General features: G+C 64.1%; 19 protein-coding genes. 11 read left to right on the top strand and 8 right to left on the bottom strand.

The features are described 5' to 3' along the window. Positions 1–78 precede the first annotated feature (78 nt). From C41B8_RS08145 to C41B8_RS08165, 5 genes are all read right to left on the bottom strand, one after another. Positions 79–1,110, bottom strand: a complete 1,032-nt coding sequence (locus C41B8_RS08145; protein ID WP_037336476.1) for an Lnb N-terminal periplasmic domain-containing protein — start codon at positions 1,108–1,110, stop codon at positions 79–81. A gap of 57 nt (positions 1,111–1,167) precedes the next feature. After that, a complete protein-coding gene (locus C41B8_RS08150; RefSeq protein ID WP_037336478.1) occupies positions 1,168–2,784 on the bottom strand; it encodes an OpgD/OpgG family glucan biosynthesis protein in 1,617 nt (538 codons plus the stop codon). Between the two features lie 73 nt (positions 2,785–2,857). Next, positions 2,858–3,355, bottom strand: a complete 498-nt coding sequence (locus C41B8_RS08155; protein WP_037336481.1) for an acyl-CoA thioesterase — start codon at positions 3,353–3,355, stop codon at positions 2,858–2,860. Positions 3,356–3,563: 208 nt separating this feature from the next. Next, positions 3,564–3,869 (bottom strand): DUF3301 domain-containing protein, encoded by a 306-nt coding sequence (locus tag C41B8_RS08160; RefSeq protein ID WP_051883277.1) that lies wholly within the window; start codon positions 3,867–3,869, stop codon positions 3,564–3,566. Then, positions 3,866–5,173, bottom strand: a complete 1,308-nt coding sequence (locus tag C41B8_RS08165) for an alpha-hydroxy-acid oxidizing protein (RefSeq protein ID WP_051883278.1) — start codon at positions 5,171–5,173, stop codon at positions 3,866–3,868. Before C41B8_RS08165 ends, C41B8_RS08160 begins: the two co-directional genes overlap by 4 nt. A gap of 323 nt (positions 5,174–5,496) precedes the next feature. Here C41B8_RS08165 and C41B8_RS08170 point away from each other — a divergent pair, with 323 nt between their 5' ends. The 11 genes from C41B8_RS08170 to C41B8_RS08220 all read left to right on the top strand — a co-directional run bounded on the left by C41B8_RS08170 (position 5,497) and on the right by C41B8_RS08220 (position 18,373). Further along, positions 5,497–6,789 carry an NAD(P)/FAD-dependent oxidoreductase gene (locus tag C41B8_RS08170; RefSeq protein ID WP_037336483.1) on the top strand — a complete coding sequence of 431 codons (1,293 nt, stop codon included), beginning with the start codon at positions 5,497–5,499 and terminating at the stop codon, positions 6,787–6,789. 10 nt (positions 6,790–6,799) lie between these two features. After that, a complete protein-coding gene (locus C41B8_RS08175; RefSeq protein ID WP_051883279.1) occupies positions 6,800–7,930 on the top strand; it encodes an ABC transporter ATP-binding protein in 1,131 nt (376 codons plus the stop codon). Beyond that, on the top strand, positions 7,923–8,876 hold the full coding sequence (locus tag C41B8_RS08180; protein WP_084188704.1) for an ABC transporter permease: 954 nt from the start codon (positions 7,923–7,925) through the stop codon (positions 8,874–8,876). Before C41B8_RS08175 ends, C41B8_RS08180 begins: the two co-directional genes overlap by 8 nt. Then, the gene (locus tag C41B8_RS08185; protein WP_037336487.1) at positions 8,873–9,688 is read left to right on the top strand and encodes an ABC transporter permease; all 816 of its coding nucleotides are present in this window, start codon (positions 8,873–8,875) and stop codon (positions 9,686–9,688) included. The genes C41B8_RS08180 and C41B8_RS08185 overlap by 4 nt, the downstream gene beginning before the upstream one ends. 57 nt (positions 9,689–9,745) lie before the next feature. Beyond that, positions 9,746–10,810 (top strand): ABC transporter substrate-binding protein, encoded by a 1,065-nt coding sequence (locus C41B8_RS08190; RefSeq protein ID WP_037336489.1) that lies wholly within the window; start codon positions 9,746–9,748, stop codon positions 10,808–10,810. A gap of 86 nt (positions 10,811–10,896) precedes the next feature. Then, positions 10,897–11,985, top strand: coding sequence for an ABC transporter substrate-binding protein (locus C41B8_RS08195; RefSeq protein WP_037336491.1), 1,089 nt, complete (start codon positions 10,897–10,899; stop codon positions 11,983–11,985). Positions 11,986–12,043: 58 nt separating this feature from the next. Then, positions 12,044–13,117, top strand: a complete 1,074-nt coding sequence (locus tag C41B8_RS08200; protein WP_037336493.1) for an ABC transporter substrate-binding protein — start codon at positions 12,044–12,046, stop codon at positions 13,115–13,117. 55 nt (positions 13,118–13,172) lie between these two features. Then, positions 13,173–14,537 (top strand): glutamine synthetase family protein, encoded by a 1,365-nt coding sequence (locus C41B8_RS08205; protein WP_037336494.1) that lies wholly within the window; start codon positions 13,173–13,175, stop codon positions 14,535–14,537. An 87-nt stretch (positions 14,538–14,624) separates the two neighbouring features. After that, positions 14,625–15,656 carry a histone deacetylase family protein gene (locus C41B8_RS08210; protein WP_037336496.1) on the top strand — a complete coding sequence of 344 codons (1,032 nt, stop codon included), beginning with the start codon at positions 14,625–14,627 and terminating at the stop codon, positions 15,654–15,656. Beyond that, positions 15,619–16,950 carry an NAD(P)/FAD-dependent oxidoreductase gene (locus tag C41B8_RS08215; protein ID WP_037336498.1) on the top strand — a complete coding sequence of 444 codons (1,332 nt, stop codon included), beginning with the start codon at positions 15,619–15,621 and terminating at the stop codon, positions 16,948–16,950. Before C41B8_RS08210 ends, C41B8_RS08215 begins: the two co-directional genes overlap by 38 nt. A gap of 10 nt (positions 16,951–16,960) precedes the next feature. Further along, on the top strand, positions 16,961–18,373 hold the full coding sequence (locus C41B8_RS08220) for an NAD(P)/FAD-dependent oxidoreductase (protein WP_037336500.1): 1,413 nt from the start codon (positions 16,961–16,963) through the stop codon (positions 18,371–18,373). A gap of 159 nt (positions 18,374–18,532) precedes the next feature. On the opposite strand, the gene C41B8_RS08225 is transcribed toward C41B8_RS08220, so the two are convergent. The 3 genes from C41B8_RS08225 to C41B8_RS19545 all read right to left on the bottom strand — a co-directional run bounded on the left by C41B8_RS08225 (position 18,533) and on the right by C41B8_RS19545 (position 22,224). After that, the gene (locus C41B8_RS08225; RefSeq protein ID WP_198025121.1) at positions 18,533–20,587 is read right to left on the bottom strand and encodes a pyrroloquinoline quinone-dependent dehydrogenase; all 2,055 of its coding nucleotides are present in this window, start codon (positions 20,585–20,587) and stop codon (positions 18,533–18,535) included. Between the two features lie 22 nt (positions 20,588–20,609). Then, positions 20,610–20,969 carry a hypothetical protein gene (locus C41B8_RS08230; RefSeq protein WP_037336502.1) on the bottom strand — a complete coding sequence of 120 codons (360 nt, stop codon included), beginning with the start codon at positions 20,967–20,969 and terminating at the stop codon, positions 20,610–20,612. Positions 20,970–21,099: 130 nt separating this feature from the next. Further along, positions 21,100–22,224 carry a GGDEF domain-containing protein gene (locus tag C41B8_RS19545; protein WP_156962478.1) on the bottom strand — a complete coding sequence of 375 codons (1,125 nt, stop codon included), beginning with the start codon at positions 22,222–22,224 and terminating at the stop codon, positions 21,100–21,102. Positions 22,225–22,323: the final 99 nt, after the last annotated feature.

Raw genomic sequence — 22,323 nt, forward strand, 5'->3', positions numbered from 1 at the left:
GGACATCCATCAGATTAGGGCCTGATGAGGTTTTGTACGAGTCCGACCGGTGTGCCCCGTCCGGTATCGGTCAGCGGGTTACGGGGGCGGCGCCGGCGTGCCTTCGGGCGCCGGTAGATTGCGCCGAATCGCGTCGGAGAAATCAGGGCTGGCCTGGCCGTCGATATCCGAGGCAATCGCGACGTCGTTGATACAACAACGACGTCGGAGCTCCGCCATCGAAAGACGCGTATCCAGGGCATCGAGATCGTAGAGGTATTCGGGCAGATGGCCCGACGCCAGCAGCCGCCAGTTCCAGGGCAGGCCGGGCACGATCGCCTTGACCATGTCGTAGACCAGCGTCGTGCAGTTGGACGTCAGCGTGTTGTAGAAGCGCGGTCGTCGCTCCAGCGTTTCGGCGGTATCCAGATAGGCCTCGAACAGGGCGCGTATGCCGGGGCGCGGCAGGGCGACGCGATACAGATACACATCTTCGCGACGGGCCGTGGTGCGGGTACGCACGATATCGCGCTCGTCGGCGGCCACCAACGCCAGCTCGCATTGCCTAAACAGGCCCCCGATGGCCGAGAACTGTTCCCCCGCCAGACGCCGGACCTCGACCGAAAACACCAGATGCCGGCCATCGGCGAACGCGAAAGAAACCAGCGTATGGGCGATGGTCGGCCCCATCCAGTACGAGGCCACCATATCGACCGCGACGAGCTGGTCGAGATCGTAATCGCGGGTTTCCCAGTTTGGGGTGTAGTCGTCGCGCGTGCGCCAGTGGAAGTTGCGGACGTTGTGCAGGCGCACCCGGGCGCCGTTACGTTCCACGTGGAGCACGCGCTCGACGTCGTCGGCCCAGGGTCGATCCGAGCGCGGCCGGATTTGGGCCCACCACAGCGCGAACATCAACCCTGCGATTGCGAACACGGCCGGGCCGACGCGATCGGGCACGATCAGCCCGACGAGGCCGGCCAGCGCCGCGGCCCACCACGCCACGATCAAGACAATGCGCAGAGCGCGCGGGCGGGGGCCGCGAAACCATAACGCGCCGGTGCCGTAGCCGGCGACGAGCACGACGAGCAGCCCGGCGACGATGCGGGCCGCTACGAGTAGCACGGCGCTCATCGCCGGGTGGCGCTGTTCGATGAGGGCATCGTGGAGGCCGCGTCGGCCATCATAGGTCTAATAATGGCGGTCCTGCGGCGCCGGCGGCACCCATTGATACAGCCAGGTTTCGGTGAGCGTCTGATTGCCGTTGACCAGATAGGCCCGAAGCGTCACCGGGGTGGTGGCGTCGCTGGTGGGCATCCAGTCGAACACGGCCCGATAGCCGTTGATCGGCTTCATGGCATGGGTTGAGGTATAGCTGATCTTGCCGTTGGAGGCCGATACGTTGACCGTCACGTGGGCGTCGTCCGGCAGCTTGTCCAGCGGCGAGCCGACGAAGTCCACGGCAAAGCGGCGCGCATACTGGTCGGGCGACTTGTTGCCCGGAATCCAGCCTTCCTGCACATTGCCCATACCGGACCAGGTCTTATCCACAATGGCCAGCGACGGCGACACCGGCGGCTCGGGCCACCAGTACAACGTGTAGTCGTAGTGCAAATGCTCGCCGGAGTGGACCGGCTTTTCCGGAATCCAGAACGCCACGATGTTATCGACCGTCTCGCCCACGGTGGGCATTTCCATCAGCGCGATCTGCCCCTTGCCCCATTTGTTCGTGGGTTTGAGCCACAGGCTCGGGCGTCGGTTGTACCAGGTGACCGGGTCGCGATAATCGTTGAAATCGTGATCCCGCTGGACCAGACCGAAACCGCGTGGGTTCTCGTCCATGAACGTGTTGAACTGGATCGTCGGCGGGTTGTAGAGCGGCCGGCATATCCATTCGCCGTTGCCGCGCCACATCGACAATCGATCCGAGTCGTGCATGAGCGGATAGATCGTATCGCGCGCGGTCTCCTGGGCAGTGCCCTTGAGGTACATGCTGGTCATCGGCGCGATGCCGAGGCGTTTGATCGCCTTGCGCGTATAGACATGCGCCGAGATATCCATGATCACGCCCTGGGCGTTGCCGGCATCGATATCGAACCGGTACGCACCGGTCGCGCTCGGCGAATCCAGCAGCGCATAGACGGTGACCCGCTCGGAACCGTCCTTGGGCCGCTCGAACCAGAACTGGGTGAAATCCGGAAATTCCTCGCCGCCGGGCTCGTCGGTATCGATCGCCAGACCGCGCGCCGACAGGCCGTACTGTTTGTCCTTGTCGATCGCGCGGAAATAACTGGCGCCCAGGAACGAGGCCACTTCATTGACGTAGGGCCCGCCCGGGTTCACCGCCAGCCGCCAGCCGGCAAACCCCAGGTTGTGCCCCTCGAGCTGCTTGGGATCGACACCGCTGTGGTCGTAGTCGAACAGCTCCGGCTTGAACGGAATGGGGTGGGCCTTGCCGGTATCCGGGTCGACATCGTGCATGCGCACCGGCGTATTGAAATGCATGCCGACATGGAAGAAATGCACCCGCAGTGCGACCTTCGGGTCCGATGACCAGAGCGCGTCGTGCCAGTCGTAGACGATCTTCTGGTAGTTCAGCGGCGCCAGGCTGGCCAGTGCCTCGGGCAGCTTCTCGGCCGGCGACTGATAGGCCGAACGGGCCATCTTCCGGGCCTTGTCCTTAAGCCACCCGAACGAGAATGGCTGGCCTTTGCTTTCATCGATCGGCGACTTGGCAAAGGCCGGGATCGCCGGCAGGCCCAAAGAGGTCAGGGCCAGAGAGGCCTTGAGCAGAGTACGTCGTTGCATGAATTCGCCTTATCAAGACAAGCCGGAGTCGAGCGATCCGCGATTACCGGCGCGTCGCCCGGTGCGCCGGCGCTCAGTCGTCGTGGACATGGGTCTCCATCTCCTGGAGGAAATCGGCCGCTTCGTCCTGCATGCGCTGACGCAGGTCGATCATCTTGCGCGCGTAATCGTTCAGGCGCCGGGCCTGCGGTGTTTCCGGCGTGAACGCCGGCACCGCCGTGGGGCGGCCGTCGCCGTCGACGGCGACGAACACCAGTATGCAGTGCGTCGTGAAACGGGCATCGTCCGATTTCGGGTCGCGGGCATACACGCTGACCGAGATGTGCATGCTGGTGTTGCCGGTATGCATCAGCTCGGCCTTGAGCTCCACCAGGTCGCCCACCCGGATCGGCTTGAGAAACCGGATGCCGCCGACGTAGGCCGTGACGCAGTAGCTGTGCGACCAGTTCGCCGCACAGGTATAACCCGCGTGGTCGATCCATTTCATGACACTGCCGCCGAATACGTTGCCCCCGAAATTCACGTCCGAGGGTTCGGCGAGAAAGCGCAGGGTGATCTCTTGATGGGACATCGGGCCGTAGTCTGTTGAAACTGGTGCCGAGTCTAGCGCACACCACGCGCCTCGCGTGGAACCCCGGGCGGCCACGCGATACGACGCCACTGACCGCCTGGCCCCAACCCACGATGGTCCCTGGAATCGCTGGCCTCGCGGCCTCGCCCGGGTTGTGACGTGTCAGTAGATTGTTCATCCGAGCCGCGCCACTCTCCGTGAAGCAAACTCAGACCGGACGCGGCCCCATATAGACCCGGACCACGCGCTGGCCGTGCATCTCGATCGTGCCGGCGTAGCGTCGATCGCCGCGGCTATAGAATTCGAAGCCGTAGCGCCGGGTCAGCCGCCAGCTGCCCTGGCCGTCGCGCGAGAAGCCGATACGCTTGAACGCCAGTTCGTCGATGAAGATGACGTCGGCCTCTTCGCAGGCGGCCTGCGCGGCGCGCCGGGCCGCCGAGCGGGCGCCCATGGCGCGCCACCAGACGAGGGCAACGATGGCCAGTCCAAGCAGCCAGGGGGCCAGATCGATCATCGGCGGCGCCCCGATCGCAGCTCGACGCCGCCGGCCCGAATCTCCTCGACGGATCGGGCGCCGGCCAACGCCATCGTAAGCTCGAAATCTGCCGCGGTATTGGCGATCCATTCGGCCACGCCGGTCGCGCCCGCTAATGCGAGCGCGTACGCATACGGTCGACCGATGGCCACCGCATCCGCACCCAGCGCCAGCGCCTTGACGATATCGGCGCCGGTGCGCACGCCCGAGTCGAGAATAAGCGTCAGATCCGGCGCGGCGGCCCGGATATCGATCAGCGCGTCCAGGCTGGCGATGGCGCCGTCGACCTGTCGGCCGCCGTGGTTGGATACGATCAGGCCGTCGATGCCGGCGGCCACGGCGTGCTGGGCGTCCGTGCTCGACAGCACGCCCTTGAGCACGATCGGCAACCGCGTGCGCTCGCGCAGCCAGGCGAGATCGGCCCAGGTCAGATCGGGGCGCGAATAGGTGGCGACGAACTGGCGCACGGCCGCCAGGCCGTGACCGCGGGTCAGCGCGCGCCAGGTCGATCCGGGATAATGCCGCGCGCAGGCGAGCACGTTGGCCAGCAAGCGGGGCGTGATGGGCGGCCGATTCGAGTCGGCCGGCGTATCGGCCAGCATCGACCGGAACACGGGGTCGTGCGTGTATTGCGCCAGCCCCTGACCGCGCAGAAACGGCAGATGCCCGAGCTCGAGATCGCGCGGGCGCCAGCCCAGCAGTGGTGTGTCGAGCGTGACCACCAGCGCGTCGCAGCCACAGGCTTCGGCGCGTGCGATCAGCGATTCCGCGAGCGCGTCGGATTTGGGCCAGTACAGCTGAAACCAGCGCGGCGCGCCGGGCGCGACCGCGTCCATGGCGGCCGTGCATGCTTCCATCGGGCGGCTGGCCTGGCTCGACAGAATCGCCGGAATGCCGGCGGCGGCCGCTGCACGGGCCGCCCCGACATCGGCCTCGTGATGCGCCAGCTCCAACGCGCCGATCGGCGCCAGCATGAACGGTTGTGGGTAGCGATGGCCGAACAGCGAAACGCCGGTATCGCGGTGGGCGATGTCGGTCAGCATGCGCGGAACGATATGCCAGGCGCCGAACGCCGCCCGGTTCGCGGCCAGCGTGGTCTCCCCCGATGCGCCGCCGGCGATATAGCCGTGCGCCGGCGCCGACAGACGACGTTCGGCCTCAGCGGCCAGGGCCGTATGCGCCACCGGAATCGCCGGCCGGCGCCCGGCCAATCCTGCGGAATAAATCGCCTGTTGGCGATGATTCGTGCCGGTGGCAGGTGTCAATTGGTCGTAGCCCGCCATGCGTCTACTCGTGTCATTCACGGGTTCAGCATAGAGTGGCGCGCCGCAGTCGCCAACGCCGAATGAGCGCGCTCTATGACCTTTTTGTGATCACAAAAAGACGATGAGCGCGCTATAACGGTGCAAATTCCGGTTCAAATGCGCTGTTTCGGGGCTGTTTCGCGCGCTGGAAGCGCTTGTGCTACTTGGTCCGGGGCTTGCAAGCGAACCGCCAGCAGCACGGTAGTTGTCCATTGCAGTCAAGTTTGCACCGCGATTGCGCGATTCGACAGACGGCTATCGATTGCGGCATGTTTGGATTGTGATCACAAAATAAGATCTTCATGAGCGACTACGTTGACAGCTACTATCGCGACAGCCGACGCATCGAGCTGGCGCCCACGACGCCGCTGACCGGTGCGCGCCGCGTTGATGTAGCGGTCGTGGGCGGTGGTGTGACCGGTTGTTCGGCCGCCCTCAACCTCGCCGAGCGGGGTTATTCGGTAGCACTGGTCGAAGCCAATCGTATCGGCTGGGGTGCTTCGGGACGCTCCGGCGGGCAGATTCTCACCGGCTTCGGCACCGGCATGTCGACGTTCGCCGACGCACTGGGCACCGAGGACGCGCGCCGCGTATTCGAGATGTCGCGCGAGGCGGTCAATCTGACGGTGGATCGCATCCGGCGCCACGATATCGACTGCAATCTGCGTGGTGGTGCGGTCTACGCCGCGCTCAAGCCGCGTCACATGAAGGGCTTTGCGGAAGAACAGGAGCATATGCAGCGGGTCTACGGCTACGACGGCCTGACCCTGCTCGATCGCGACGGCTTGGCCGAGCGCGTGCGCTGTCCGGCTTATATCGGCGGCCTGTACGACGCCGAGTCGTGGCATCTGCATCCATTGAACTATGTGCTCGGCCTGGCTCGCGCCGCGCAGGCGGCCGGGGTGACGCTGCATGAAGACTCGCCGGTCGAGCGTATCGAGCACGGCGAGCCGGCGACCGTGCATACCCGCGACGGTCAGCTCACTGCCGATCATGTGGTGCTGGGCGGCAATGCTTATCTGGCTGCCGACGTGGCGCCGGAACTCGCCGGGCACTTGATGCCGGTGGGCAACTACATCATTGCGACCGAGCCGTTGTCGCCGCAGCAGGTCGCCGAGACGCTGCCCGGCGACGACGCGGTCTCGGACGCCAATTTCGTACTCGATTACTACCAGCTTTCTGCCGCACCGGCGGACAGGCCGCGGATGCTCTATGGCGGACAGGTCAGCTACGGCAAACGGCCGCCGAAGCGGCTCAACGAACGCATGCAGACCAAGCTGGGACGCCTGTTTCCGGCACTGGAAGGTATCGGTATCGATTACAGCTGGGGCGGCCTGGTCGGTGTGACCCGCAATCGCGCGCCGCATTTCGGGCGCATCGGTAATAACGTGTTCTATGCTCAAGGCTACTCGGGCCATGGCATGGCGCTTGCGGGACTGGCAGGGCAGTTGATCAGCGATGCCGTGGCCGGGCAGGCGGAACGCTTCGATCTCTATACCCGGCTCACGCATCGCCGGTTTCCCGGTGGCGAGCGACTTCGCACGCCGCTGCTGGTGCTGGCGACCAATTTCTATCGCATGCGGGATCTACTCTAAGAGGGCGGATATGACAGGGCAGTCGACAGCAACGGCATCGGCGGTGGCCGCCGAACCGACGACTCAACATCAGGACCAGGCCAGCGGGCGCAGTGGCTCATCGATCGAATTACATGGCGTGACCAAGCAGTTCGCGGCCGATTCGATCGCGTTGCGGGGCATCAATCTCAAGATCAGTGGCGGCGAGTTCTTCACGCTGCTCGGCCCGTCGGGCTGCGGCAAGACCACGCTGCTGCGCATCATTGCGGGTCTGGAGAACGCCAGCGATGGTGAAGTCGAGATCGGCGGCGCCTCGGTCACCGACGTACCGGCGCACAAGCGCAACGTCAACACGGTGTTCCAGTCCTACGCGCTGTTCAATCATCTCGATGTGCGTGAGAACATCGGCTTCGGTCTGAAGATGCGCGGCATGGACAAGGCCGAGATCAGCAAGCGCGTGACCGAAACCGCCGAGTTCATCAAGATCGGCAATCTGTTGGGTCGACGGGTCGACCAGCTCTCTGGCGGCCAGCGCCAGCGTGTCGCCCTCGCCCGGGCGCTGGTCAACGAGCCCGACGTGCTGCTGCTCGACGAGCCGCTGTCGGCGCTCGATGCCGGCCTGCGCAGCGAGCTGCAGCTCGAGTTGTCGCGGATTCAGCGCCGGCTGGGTATGACCTTCATCTTTGTCACCCACGACCAGCAGGAAGCGATGGTCATGAGCGATCGCGTGGCGGTGCTCAACGATGGTCGCATCCAGCAGGTCGGCCCGCCGCAGCAGCTGTACGAGCACCCCGAGAATCTGTTCGTGGCGCGCTTCATGGGCCATCAGAACCTCTACGAGGTGCGCCAACAGGACGAATCCGGCCTGGATACGTGTTTCGGCCGGCTGGTGGGGGAATTCGAACGCGGCACACACGTGCTCATCCGGCCGGAAACGATGACCGTGGTGCGCGAGGACGACGTCAACGCCGGGCCCAACGTCTTCGCCGCCGTCGTGCGCGAGCGGGTCTATCGCGGCCACGTGGCCGAGTACACGCTCGATCTGGGCAACGACACCGAGATCGTGGCCACCTGCAACAACGTGGGCGAGCCGATGTTCGACGTCGGTACCCGCGTGGCGGTGAAAGTGCAGACCTCGGGGGTGGTCACCTTCCATGCCTAGAACGCAAGACGCAAGAACGCAGGGCGCTTTCGCGACCCGCGCCAGCGAGTCGCCGAAGCGTCGCGAGCCGAGCCATTTCGGGCATCTCATGGCGGTGATTTCGCCGGGCGTGATCTGGATCGTGGTGTTCCTGGTGCTGCCGAGCGCGTATCTGATGACGATCGCGTTCATGACCAACGGCACCTACGGTCTGCCGCGCATGCCGCTGACGCTCGAGGCCTTCAAGGAACTGGCCGGCTTCGGCTTTCTGGGCTGGTCGCCCGGCAACCTCTATACCCTGATCCGCTCGATCTGGCAGACGGTGCTGTCGACCTCGCTGGTGATCGTGATGGCTTATCCGATCGCCTACTACATCACCCGAGCGCCGGCGCGCATGCGGCCGTTGATGCTGCTGGCGGTGGTGGTTCCGTCCTGGACCAACCAGGTCATTCGAGCGATCGGCTGGATGAACATCCTGTCGCCGGGCTCGCCCGTGAGTGACCTGGCTGCCTCGATGGGGCTGATTCCGGCGCAGATGGGCCTGTTCCCGTCGAAGTTCGCAGTGGTCGTGGGACTGGTCTACAACTTCATGCCCTTCATGGTGCTGCCGCTGTATGCGGTGTTCGAAAAACTCGACTACGCCCAGATCGATGCCGCCCGCGACCTGCGGGCCGGGCCGATCCGGACCTTCATCCATGCTGTGCTGCCGCAGACGTTGCCTGGGCTGCTGGCCGGCACCGTGCTGGTGTCGATTCCGGCGTTCGGCATGTACGTCATTCCCGAACTGCTCGGCGGCGGCAAGTCCATGATGCTCGGTAATCTCGTGGCACGGCAGTTCGCCGCGGCTTCGAACTGGCCGCTGGGCGCGGCCGGCGCGTTGATCATGATCATCGCGACCCTGCTCGGCTTGCTGGTGCTGCGGCGCATGGGCAAGAAACTCGGCGGTGATTCGCAGGTGGTGCTATGAGTTCGCGCGGTTTCCATCGCGGGATGCGGGCCTTCTGGTACGTGATGCTGTTCTTTTTGTACGCACCGCTGGCCGTCGTTGCCCTGTACTCGTTCAACAGCATCAACTCGTCGGCGGTGTTCGCGGGTGTCTCGTTGCGCTGGTATGCCCAGCTTTTTTCGGACGAGACCATTCTGAATGCGTTCTACAACAGCCTGACGCTCGCCATCACATCGTCGATCATCGCCACCGTGATCGGCACGCTGCTCGGTTACGGCATGTACACCTACCGTAATCGTCGGCTGGGCTGGCTGATCTGGCTGGTGTATCTGCCGATCGTGATGCCGGACATCGTCTACGGCATCTCGCAGATGAGCTTCTTCACCTCGATCAGCAACGCCACCGGCCTGTTCCAGCTGGGGCTGGGCACGATGGTGATCGCCCATGTGAGCTTCCAGGTGCCGTTCGTGGCGCTGCTGATCTACTCACGTCTGGTCGGGCTCGACGCCATGCTGTTCGAGGCCTGTCACGATTTGTATGCCAAAGGCTGGCAGCGAGCGTGGTACTTCATCCTGCCCACGTTGCGGCCGGCGATCGTGTCGTCGTTCTTCCTCGCCTTCACGCTGTCGATCGACGACTTCGTGATCAGCTTCTTCACTTCGGGGCCGGAGAGCGTAACGCTGCCGATCTTCATCTGGAGTGCGATCAAGAAGGGGGTAACGCCGGAGGTCAATGCCATCGCCACGCTCATGATTGGCGCGGTGTTCGCGGCGGCCGTCATCGCGCTGGCGTTCCAGTATGTGCGGGCGGCGCGTCCGCGCGCGGCCGATTGAGGCCGCGCGCGTGCACGGTTTGGGGGGTTCGCGTTTCATTGCACTCAGGGGTACGACATGAAACGGATTTTGCAGAGCGTCGTTCTGGCGGCCGGGCTGGTCGTGGCGGCCGGTGCGGCGGCCGCGCCGGCGAAGAAGCTGTATTTGTACAACTGGTCGCAGTACATGAGCCCGAAGATCCTCAAGGCCTTCGAGCAGCAGTACCACGTCAAGATTGTGCGCAATTTCTATCACTCGAACCCGGAGCTGTTCGCCAAACTCCGTGCCGGTGGCGATGCCCAGTACGACGTGATCTTCCCGTCGAACTACTACGTGCCCCGGCTGATCGCGACCGGCCTGATTCAGCCGCTCGACAAGACGCTGATTCCGAACTACGACAATCTCATGCCGCGCTTCAAAAAGCCGCCGTACGATCCCGAGGGCAAATATGTGGCGGCTTATCAATGGGGCGATACGGGCATCGTCTATAACACGAAGAAGCTGGGCGAGCAGCCACACAGCTGGTCGATTCTGTTCGATCGCAAGAACAATCCGGACTATCCGTTCGCCATGATGACCGATGCCCAGGTGATGCTGGGCGCGGCTTGTGCCTATCAGGGCCATGGCTATGCCTGTCACGGCCGGGACCACTGGAAGCAGGCGGCGCAGCTCGTGCTCAAGACCAAGCAGCGACCGAATTTCAATGGTTTCCGCGACGGCGTACCAGTGTTGAAGCAGCTCGCCCGCGGCACGGTCGATGCGGCACTCACCTATAACGGCGACTATGTCTCGGAAAAACACAGCAATCCGCAGGGCTTGAAGGACACGACGTTCGTCGTGCCCAAGGAAGGCGCGGAGCTGTGGGTCGACAACATGGCGATCCCGGCGCATGCACCGCATCCCAAGCTGGCCAACGAGTTCATCAATTTCGTGCTGGATGCCAAGCGCGGCGCCGAGCTATCCAACTTCAACTACTACGCGAGCCCCAATCAGGCGTCCAAGCCCTATCTGAATCCAGCGCTGGCGAAGCCGCCGGTGATGCCAACGCCGGCCGAGATGAAGGTGCTCAAGTTCACGCCGCCGCTCAGCGGCGACGATCTGCAGTTCGTCCAGCAGCTATGGACCGAGATCCGGTCGCGGTAGCGGTCATGGCAGACTCGAACGAACGATCCACACACTCGGGCGTTGCGACGGCGCCGGGTTCTGTTTAACGGCAGGGGGCTTTCACGATGACAACGGGAATCGGCCGGTTTGGCCTGAAACGACTGCTACCGGCGGCGCTGTTACTGCTGGCCGGCGTCAGCGGCGCGCAGGCCGCGCCCTATGGCGACAAGCTGATGCTGTTCAACTGGTCGGACTACATCAGCCCCAAGCTGATCCAGGCTTTCGAGGATAAATACCACGTCAAAGTGGTCCAGAACTTCTACGAGTCCAATCCGGAGATGTTCGCCAAGCTGCGGGCCGGCGGGGATGCCCAGTACGACGTGATCGTGGCGTCGAACTATTATATCCCCCGCCTGATCGAGAGCGGCCTGATTCAGCCGCTCGACAAATCCGAGATCCCGAACTACAGCAACCTGATGGCGCGCTTCCAGAAGCCGTCCTACGATCCGACCGGTAAGTACACAGCGGCCTATCAATGGGGCGACACGGGTATTGTCTACAACACAGAGAAACTGGGGCAGCAGCCGAACAGCTGGTCGATCCTGTTCGATCCCAAGGCGAACCCGAAGTATCCGTTTGCCCTCGGTAACGATGCCCAGGTCATGACCGGTGCCGCCTGTGCCTATCAGGGGCATGGCTATGCCTGTCAGGGACGCGACAACTGGAAGCAGGCCGCGCAACTGCTGCTCAAGACCAAGAAGCGTTCGAATTTCTCGGGCTTCGTCGATGGCACGCCGGTGCTGCGTCAGCTGGCCCGGGGCAGCGTCGCGGCCGGCGTGAGCTTCAACGGCGACTACCTGCAGGACAAGGCGAACAATCCGCAGGCCTACAAGAATCTGAAGTTCGTGGTGCCCAAGGAGGGCGCCGAGCTATGGGTCGATACCATGGCGATTCCGGACAAGGCGCCACACGCGAAGCTCGCCAACAAGTTCATCAACTTCATTCTCGACGGCAAGAACGGCGCCACGCTGTCGAATTTCACCTGGTATGCCAGTCCGAACAAGGCCGCCACGCCGTATCTCAAGCCGGCGCTCAGAAAGCCGCCGAGCCAGCCGACCGCCGAGCAGATGAAGCATTTGCACTACACGCCTGCGCTCAAGGGCGACTCGTTGCAGTTCGTCCAGCAACTTTGGGGCGAGGTGCAGTCGCGCTGATCTGCCGGCCCCGCTTCATACAAGACATCCAATTAGCCAGCACGAGGACCCGACCATCATGAAAACACGCCGATTCCTGACCCGACTGATCGCGGCGGCCGCCGTAGCGGCCGTTGCGCTGCCGGCCTTCGCTGACGATGCCAAGACGCTGTATATCTTCAATTGGTCTCAGTACATGAACCCGAAGATCATCAAGCAGTTCGAGGCCAAGTATCACGTCAAGGTGGTCCAGAGTTATTACAACTCCCAGCCCGAGATGTTCGCGAAGCTGCGCGCCGGCGGCGATTCGCAGTACGACATCGTAGTGCCGTCGAACTACTACGTACCGCGTCTGATCCACACCGGCCTGATCCAGCCGCTCAATAAGAAACTGATCCCGAACTACGACAACCTGATGTCGCGGTTCAAGGACACCAGCTACGACCCGAAGGGCAAGTACACCGCCGCCTACCAGTGGGGCGACACGGGTATCGCCTATAACGTCAAGACGCTGGGCAAGCAGCCGGAAAGCTGGTCGATTCTGTTCGACCCGAAGGCCAACTCGAAGTATCCGTTCGAGATCGGCACCGATGCCCAGGTCATGTTCGGCTCGGCTTGTGCCTACCTCGGTTACAAATATGACTGCCAGGGCCGCGACAAGTGGACCAAGGCCGCCAAGCTCATCCTGAAGACCAAGAAGCGCTCCAACTTCAGCGGCTTCCAGGACGCCACGCCCACCCTCAAGCAGCTCGCGCGCGGCAATGTGGCGGCTGGTATGGCCTATAACGGCGACTATGCCTTCGACAAGAGCGAAAACCCCGAAGGCTTCAAGGACATCAAGTTCGTGGTGCCCAAGGAAGGCGCCGAGCTCTGGGTCGACAGCATGGCGATTCCGGCGCATGCGCCGCATCCGAAGCTCGCCAACGAGTTCATCAACTTCATCCTGAACGCCAAGATCGGTGCCGAGCTGTCGAACTGGAACGCCTACGCCAGCCCGAACAAGGCCTCCACGCCGTATCTCGACAAGTCGCTGACCCAGCCGCCGGTCATGCCGACCGACGAGCAGATGAAGCGCCTGCATTTCACGCCGGCGATCGAAGGCGACAACCTGCAGTTCGTCCAGCAATTGTGGACGGAAGTGCAGTCGCGATAGCAGTGGTACCGGGCCGGCGTCGCGTCGGCCCGGAATCGGTCAACCCGGGAGATTTATGAGCGAGGATACGAGCGATCCGCAGATCCGCGAATGGTTCAACACCCATCGCATCAGCGAGGTCGAATGCCTGGTGCCGGATATTACCGGCGAGGCCAAGGGCAAAATCATGCCGGCCGCCCGCTATCTCAATGGCGAGCGTCCGCGATTGCCCGATTCCATCTTTATCCAGACCGCCACCGGCGATTATCCGGAGGACGACGAGGAAATCGCGGATCCGGCCGAACTGGACATGCAGCTCGATGCCGATCTGTCGACCTGTCGGCTCGTGCCCTGGGCCCGAGAGCCCACGGCGCAGATCATTCACGAGTGCAGCTATCTCAATGGCGAGCCAGTGGTGGTCAGCCCGCGTTACGTGCTGCGACGGGTACTGGCGCTTTACGAAGAGCTGGGGCTGCGGCCGGTGATTGCGCCGGAAATGGAGTTCTATCTCGTTCAGCGCAATACCGATGCCGACTACCCGTTGCAGCCGCCGGCCGGCCGCTCCGGGCGCCGCGAGATTTCCCGGCGCGCCTACAGCATCGATGCGGTGAACGAGTTTGATCCGCTGTTCGAGGATATGTACGACTACTGCGAGGCCGAGGCGCTCGATATCGACACCCTGATCCACGAGGAAGGCTCGGGTCAGATGGAGATCAACTTCGAGCACGGCGACCCGTTGGATCTGGCCGACCAGGCCTTCCTGTTCAAGCGAACGCTGCGCGAAGTCGCGCTCGCCCACGGCATGTACGGCACGTTCATGGCCAAGCCCATGGCCGACGAGCCGGGCAGCTCGATGCATATTCATCAGAGCCTGATCGATGTCGCGACCGGCGAGAACGCGTTCGCCGACGAATCCGGCGAGCCGACCGAACTGTTCTATCAGTTCCTCGCCGGCATGCAGACTTATCTGCCGCCGGCGCTTGCGCTGTTGGCGCCGAACGTGAACAGCTATCGGCGCCTGATGCCGGATGTCTCCAACGGTTCGGCACCGATCAATACCGAATGGGGCTACGACAACCGCACCGTCGGCCTGCGGGTGCCGCATTCCGGGCGTCGTGGCAAGCGCGTGGAAAACCGCATCGCCGGCGCCGACGTAAATCCGTATCTGGCCATCGCAGCATCGCTGGCCTGCGGTTATCTCGGCATCCGCGATAAGCTGGAGCCGCGCGCGCCGGTGGCCGATTCCGCCCATGCCAAGGGCCATCGACTGCCTTCGGATATGGGGCGTGCGCTGGAGGCTCTTGCCGACTGCACGCCGCTCAAGGAACTGCTCGGCGAGCGCTTCATCGACACCTATCTGGCGGTCAAGCGCACCGAGGAGATCGCGCATTTCAAGGTGATCAGTTCCTGGGAGCGGGAATACCTGCTGCTGCGCGTCTGATTTCTCGCCGGCTCAGGGCAGGCGCGCCCAATCGCTATCGACTGACGGCGGCCCATCGGGCCGCCGATTTCAATGGAGTCATGCGTCATGCTGACGTTTCACGACCATCGTACGCAGAACCGTCGCTCGACCAGCGAACTGGCTGGCGGCGAGCTGATCGCTCCGCTGGAATGCCCCGAACGCGTCGACATGATCGCGGACCGTATCCGCGAGGTCGGGCTCGGCGACATCCGCGGCGCGACCATGCACGGCCTGGAGCCGATCGCGGCGGTGCACGACCCGGCCTATATCGATTTCATCGAGAACGCGTGGGCCGACTGGCGGGCCGCCGGTTACACCGGCGAGGCGATCGCCACGGTCTGGCCGACGCGGCGTACCCGCTCCGATTTCGTGCCGCAGAACATCGACGGCAAACTCGGCTATTACGCCCTGGCGGCCGAGACCGCGATCGAGGCCGGCACCTGGGAGGCCGCCCGTGCCAGCGTCGATATCGCGCTGACCGCGCTCGACCATGTCCAGACTACCGGCGAAGCGGCCTTCGGCCTGTGTCGGCCGCCCGGCCACCATGCCGCGTTCGATCAATACGGCGGTTATTGTTTTTTTAACAACGCCGCGATCGCGGCCCAGGCCGCGCGCGAGGCCGGCGCGTCGCGGGTCGCGATTCTGGATGTCGATTACCACCACGGCAATGGCACTCAGCAGATTTTCTACGATCGCGACGACGTGCTGTTCGTGTCGCTGCACTGCGATCCGGTGCACGAATTTCCGCATTATCTCGGCCGTCCCGACGAGCGCGGAGCGGGGGCCGGCGAGGGCTACAACCGCAATCATGCGTTGCCGCCGGGTACCGACTATACAACCTGGGTGGCCGAGCTCGAGGCCGCCATGAGCGGGATCGACGACTACGATCCCGATCTGGTGATCGTGTCGCTGGGTGTGGATACTTTCGAGGGCGACCCGATCGGCAGCTTCAAGCTCGTTTCGGATGATTTCACCGACTACGGCCGCCGTCTGGCCGGCATGAAACGGCCGACGCTGTTCCTCATGGAAGGCGGCTATGCGGTCGCCGAGATCGGCATCAATGCGGTCAACGTACTGGCCGGTTTCGACCGTGGCTGAGCGGGCGGCCGCTTATCCCGGTTCTTATTACGCGGCCTCGGTCGCCGAGCCGGGCGAGTATGCCGCGCTGGCCGGAGATCGCCGGGTGGATGTGGCCGTGGTCGGCGGCGGTTTCACCGGTGTGGCCACCGCGCTCGAACTGGCCGAACGCGGCTACGACGTGGCGTTGGTCGAGGCGAATCGTATCGGCTGGGGCGCGTCCGGGCGCAACGGCGGCCAGGTCACCGGCAGCTTGTCGGGCGAGGCCGGGTTGAAGAAATACCTGCGCGATGTGCCCGGCGGCGACGTCGATGCGTTCGTATGGGATCTGCGCTGGCGCGGCCAGCGCATCATCGAAGAACGTGTCCAACGCTACGGCATTGCCTGCGATCTCAAGCACGGGCATCTGCAGGCGGCGTGGAAGCCGGGCCATGTGGCCGCGCTCAAGGCCGATCGCGATGCCGCACAGGCGCGCGGCATGGGCGATGTCGTGCACTGGATCGAAAAAGCGGAGCTGCGCGATCTGCTGGATACGCCGCTCTACCACGGCGCGCTACGCAACGACGCCAACCTCCATCTGCACCCGCTCAATCTCGTGCGCGGCGAGGCCCGGGCCGCGGCCGACCAGGGCGTGGCGATCTTCGAAGACTCGCCGGTCGTCGATATCGAGCACGGGTCGCCCGCTCGGGTCGTCACCCGGGGCGGTGCGATCACCGCCGATACCGTGGTGCTGGCCGGTGGTGCCTATCATCGCCTGGGCCGTGCCGATCTGGCCGGCAAGCTGTTTCCGGCCGCACTCGGCATCGTCACCACCGCGCCGCTCGGGGAGACCGCACGCCGGATCAATCCGGACGATCTGGCGGTCTACGACACCCGCTTCGTGCTCGACTATTATCGCCTGACCGCCGACGGCCGGTTGTTGTTCGGCGGTGGGGCCAACTACTCGGGGCGCGAGTCGGAAGACATCGCGGCTTATCTGCGGCCGCGGCTGGAAGCGACCTTCCCGGCGCTCAAGGGCGTGGCCATCGATTACCAGTGGCAGGGCATGGCCGGCATTGTGCCCAATCGCATGCCGATGCTCGGGCGCCTGGGCGAGAGCGCCAACGTTTACTACGCGCAGGGGTATTCCGGCCACGGCGTCGCCACCTCGCATATCGTCGCCCGCGTGCTGGCGGAAGCCATCCACGGCCAGGCCGCCACCTTCGATGCCTTTGCCGCGCTACCGCATGGCCGCGTGCCCCTCGGCGACCGTTTCGGCAACACGCTGCTGGCGCTGGGCATGACCTGGTACCGGCTGCTCGAAACCATCCGTTGAGGCTCGGCCCATGACCGCCGTCGATAGCGCGTGCAATTACTGGGTGGACAGCGCCGGTGAACCGGACGTGTGGCCGGTCGCCGAGGGCCGCCATGACGCCGATGTCGTCATCGTCGGCGGCGGATTCACTGGGTTGTGGACCGCGTATTACCTGACCACGCTGCGCCCGGAGCTTGCCGTCACGGTGCTCGAGGCCGAAACGGTCGGCCACGGTGCGTCCGGACGCAACGGCGGCTGGGCGATCGGCAATCTCGCCGGGCTGGAACGTCTGATCGGCGATCTCGATCGGACCGCCCGGCATGCAATCTGCGCCCAGTTGGCCGACAACGTCGACGAGATCGGGCGGGTGACGGCGCGCGAGGCCATCGATGCCGATTTCCACAAGGGCGGCACGCTCGATGCGGCGGCACGTTATCCTCAACAAGTCGCGATGCAGAAAGCCCATCGCGACGCACTGATCGAACTCGGCCATGCGCCAGAGGACTGCGTCTGGCTCGATGGCCCGGCGCTGGCTGAACGCGCCGCGTTCCGAGACGGCTATGGCGCGGTCTTCTTCCGGCATACGGCGAGCGTGCATCCGATGAAACTGGTGCTTGGCCTGGCCCGCGTGTTGGCGCAGCGCGGGGTGGCGATTTCCGAGCACAGCCGGGTCCGCTACCTCGCGCCGCATCACGTGATCACCACGAACGGTGCCCAGTTCAACGCGCGCCATATCGTTCAGGCGACGGAAGGCTACAGTGAGTGTCTGGCGGGGCTCGGCCGGCGTGTGCTGTCGGTGCGCAGTCTGGTCATCGCGACCGAGCCGTTATCCGAGGCGGTGTGGGCGCGCGTCGGCCTGGGGGATCGGCCCACGTTCTGCGATGCGAGCCGGGTGATCAACTACGGCCACCGCAGCCGCGACGGCCGGCTGGTATTCGGCGCCCGCGGCGCCTATCCACTGGGCGGCACGCCCAAGCAGGATCATGCCATCACCCCGGCGGAGATCGAGATGCGCCGGCGCCTGCTCCTCGACCTGTTTCCGGGCCTGCCGGAGGACTTGGTCGTCACCCACGGCTGGGGCGGCTCGCTCGGCCTGTCGCGCCGATTCCGCCCGCATGCGATCGTCGATCCGCACACCGGTCTGGCGACCGCTGGCGGCTATGCTGGCGAAGGCGTGGCCGCCTCGCATTTGATGGGCCGAACCACGGCGGAACTGATTGTCGGCGAGGACACGCCGCGCACGCGCGCGCCCTGGGCGCACGCCGATGCCGCCATCGACCAGGTGCTGGCGCGCTGGGAGCCCGAGCCGTTGCGCTGGCTGGCGGCCCAGACCATCTCGGCGTCCTATGGTGCCGAGGAATCGTTGTTGCGACGCGGCTGCGACGGCGCGCTGACGCGCTCGGTCATGCGGGCTAACGATGGCTTTGCCGCCATCATCGAATAGCCCGGCCCGCGCGGTCGGTCCCGAGAGGCCGGGCGGCGCCGGCGTCGCGGCATGTTGACATGATGTCGCTATTCGCCTGACCGCTCGGTTCAGAGCTGAAATCAACCAGCCGTCGTGGCCTCGGGCGGTCGCCGATGCGACCGCCCGGCAGCCAGCGGATCAGTCGTCCGAGTCCTGCTTCGGTAGGGCGAAGGTCACGACCTGGTCGGAGACCTTGGGCATGAGGATCGAGTTGCCGCCCACCACGAAGGTCACGTATTCGCGCCCCTTGTAGTTATACACTGCGGGGATCGAAACCGCCGGCGCATCCACCTTGGAGCGCCACAGCACCTTGCCGGTCTTGAGATCCAGCGCGCGGACCCGCGAGTCCATCGAGGCGCCGATGAAGATCAGGCCGGACTGGGTGATCACCGGGCCGCCGATGGTCACCGAACCCCAGGACTTCGGCATATAGAAGCCGAACTTCTGAACCTGGCCGAAGGGTTCGTTCCAGAGTCGCTTGCCGGTGTTCATGTCGTAGGCCGCGATCGTGCCGTACGGCGGTTTCCAGCAGGGCATGCCGGCCCAGTTCAGCAACGGGCCGAGCTTCACGGCATAACGCGCGCCGGCCTGGGCATAGTAGCCACCGCCGCTTTCGCCGTTCTGGGCTTTCTGCTTATAGTCCGCGCGCTTGATCAGCTGGTACTCGAAGGCGACGTGCGACGAGTTGACGACGAAGATGCCCTTGTTCGGGTCGGCCGCGCCGCCGCCCCACTCGCTGCCGCCCACGCTGGGCGGGAACGCCATCGAGCCCTTCAGGCTCGGTGGGGTGAACTTGCCTTCGTTGCGCAGGCTGTTCATCCGGCGGCTGCAGCTGCCGAGGCTCACGATGTTGGATAGCCAGTACGCACCCGGCGAATGATCGGGAATCACCGGCTTGGGATAAGGCACGACCGGCTGGGTCGGCGAGGCCTGTTCGCCCGGCACGTCGGATTTCGGGACCGGCTGTTCCTTGATCGGGTAGATCGGCGCCCCGGTCTTGCGGTTGAGCACGTACAGATAGCCCTGCTTGGAGGTCTGTACCAGCGCCGGGATGGTCTTGCCGTCCTTGTGGATATCCATCAGCGTCGGCGGGGCCTGGGTGTCGTAATCCCAGAGATCGTGATGCACGAGCTGACGGCTCCACACCACCTTGCCGGTATCGATATCCAGCGCGGTCACCGAGGTGGCCAGCGGCAGCTTCTCTTTACGATCGCCGCCGTAGAAGTTCGGGCTCGGCGAGCTGACCGGGATATAGACGATGCCGGTCTTCGGGTCGACCGACATCGAGGCCCATACGTTGGCCGTGCCGGTTTTCTTGATCACGTCCTTGGGCAGCGCATGGAACGTCCACTTGCGCTTGCCGGTGCGGGCATCGAGGGCGAACACGGTGCCGGGCGGCGCGGCCTGATAGGCCCAGTCCTTGCCGGCCCAGCCGATCAATAGCGTGTTGTGATACACGGTCGGCGGCTGCAGCAGCGACAACGGCCACTTGTTGTTGGTCGTGTTCCATTGATTGACGTCGACCACGCCATCATCGCCGAAATTCGGGCACTTGAGGCCGGTATCGGCGTCGACCGCATAGAGCTTGGCGTCCATCGTGCCGATATAGACCATCTTCTGGCACGGCTGGTTCGGCTTCGGATCATCGGCCTGCCAGTACGCCACGCCACGATTCTTCATGTCGGGTTGGGTCAGCGCCTTGAGTTCGGCGTGCGGATTGAATTTCCACTTTGCCTTCCCGGTCGCCGGGTTCAGGGCAATGATCCGGTAGAACGGCGTGCCGATGTAGAGCGTGTCGTTGACGAACAGCGGCGTGGCCGACCAGACCGTCATCGGCACCTTGCCGCTGCCATCGGAGACGTCACCGGTGTGGTATTCCCACACCTTCTTGAGCTTGTCGACGTTGTCCGGGGTGATCTGGTTCGCCGGCGAATATTTCTGGTCTTCGAGGTCGCCGTTGAAGGTAGCCCAGCTGTTCGGCGACGCCATCCAGGGGTCGGCGCCGCCGCCGGTCTGGCTGGCGGCAGGCCCGGTTTCGGTCCAGGAGCCGGCCTTGCCGGTGGTGGTGTTCTGAGCGTTGTCGGCCGAGCCGTTATCGCTGTTATCGCCGTTATTGGCGGCGTCGGTTGCGGCACCGGCCGCGACGGCGGTCGAGAGCAGCCCGGCGGCGAACGCGAGCATGAGTTTGTGCATTAGGGTGTCTCCCCGGGGGCGTTCAGACATGGAGCGGCGAATCGACAAAGAGATGGATCAGCCAGCCGACGAGGGCGATCGCCATCAGTACGATCAGCCAAGTGGCGAGCAGGAAATAGGCGGCCAGGGCGGTGGCGAGTATGTCGATCAGCGCGAGCGCGAGCACCAGCCCGCGCAGGCCGCGGCCCATGCCGGTCGCGGATAAGATCATGGCCAGCACGAGCAAAACGGCCGACGATCCGAGGACGAGATAAGTCCCGAGCGTCAGCGCGATGCCGTTGCCGATCGAAAAAGCATACGCAGCGGCCACGATCACCGCGGCGAACGCGCTCGTGATCATGAGCCAGCCGCCGTAAGCGGTGTGAGAACTGGAACTCGACATGAAAGTTTCTCCCTGAAGCAGCCATGGGCGGATTGGAAAGGCCCCCTCGCCTCTCTCATCGCGGCTACCGTCGTATTCGACTTAAGTATTATCGATGTCACCGATAATACTTGCAATATGCAACCGTATGTTATGCCCGCTTGTTTGAAGGTATCGTCATCATCGCCCCGTCGTCGAACAGCGAACGATTTCGCCCGTCGGCCTTGGCCGCGTAGAGCGCGCTGTCCGAACGGCCTAGCCATTCGTCCACCGAAAACGAAGGGGCCGAATCGAACGCGGCGCCGCCGCTAAAACAAATGGCGCCGTGATCCAGCGGCTGGCCCATGCATTGTTCGCGTAGCCGGTTATCCAGCGCTACGACCTGGCTGCGCGTCGCGCGCGGGATGAAAACGTTGAACTCCTCCCCGCCGCAACGCCCGGCCACCCCGCCATATGCGCGCGCCGTCTCGTTGAGCAGACGCGAAAAATGCTGCAGCACGCGATCGCCGTAGGCATGGCCATAACTGTCGTTGACCTGCTTGAAATGATCCAGGTCGTAGGTCAGAAGAATCGCGCGATCGGGCCGCGATACACGCTCGATGCCGTATTGATCGAGTACGCCATGAAAAGCGCCGTGATTGAGCAGGCCGGTGAGGCTGTCGCGCATGGCGGTATCGCGGGCATCGCGGTGTTCGCTCTCGAATCGCCGTAAATAACCGCCCATGAGAATCAGCAGTAGCGTGATCGAAAAATAGTAGGACACCGTGAGATCCAGCAGCCGCTGTCCCGGATCGGTGTAACCCGGGATCCAGGTCGGGCGGCTGTGCGTGGCCAGGATCAGCATGGTCGGCACGAGCAGAAAGCCGGCAATCAACGCCACGCGTTGCCAGGGCCTCAGTACGACAGCGCCCAGCGCATAGGCGGCGAGCAGGACGAAAAACATCAGCGTGGGCCCATCGGCGCCGCCGTTGTAGAGCCAGTTCATGGGCAACACGACGAACAAGGCGAGCAGGCAGAACAGGGCCGCCATACCGTGGGTGCGCAGGGATTGTCGGGCATGGAACCACAATGCGTTCACCAGCACGCCGACCAGGGTCAGGGCGGTGACGTAAAAGATATCGGTGACGCCGGTTGCCGCATTGAATACGGCACTGAAATAAAAGCCCCACGGGGCGAAGAACAGGAAGGTCAGGTGCATACGCTGCTCGGGCGTTTCCGCAGCGCCGAAGATCAGATGCCGGAATCCTTCCAGGCTTCGTTGTCGTATCGAAGTCATTCGTTCGTGTCGTCCGATGTCGGGCGCAACGCCCACGCTTGAATCGCCGTTCGCGTTCTAACCCAGCGTTTCGTGGTCTCATTGCATGCTTCAAGCCCG

It is taken from the genome of Salinisphaera hydrothermalis C41B8, assembly GCF_000732535.1.
Lineage (GTDB): Bacteria > Pseudomonadota > Gammaproteobacteria > Nevskiales > Salinisphaeraceae > Salinisphaera > Salinisphaera hydrothermalis.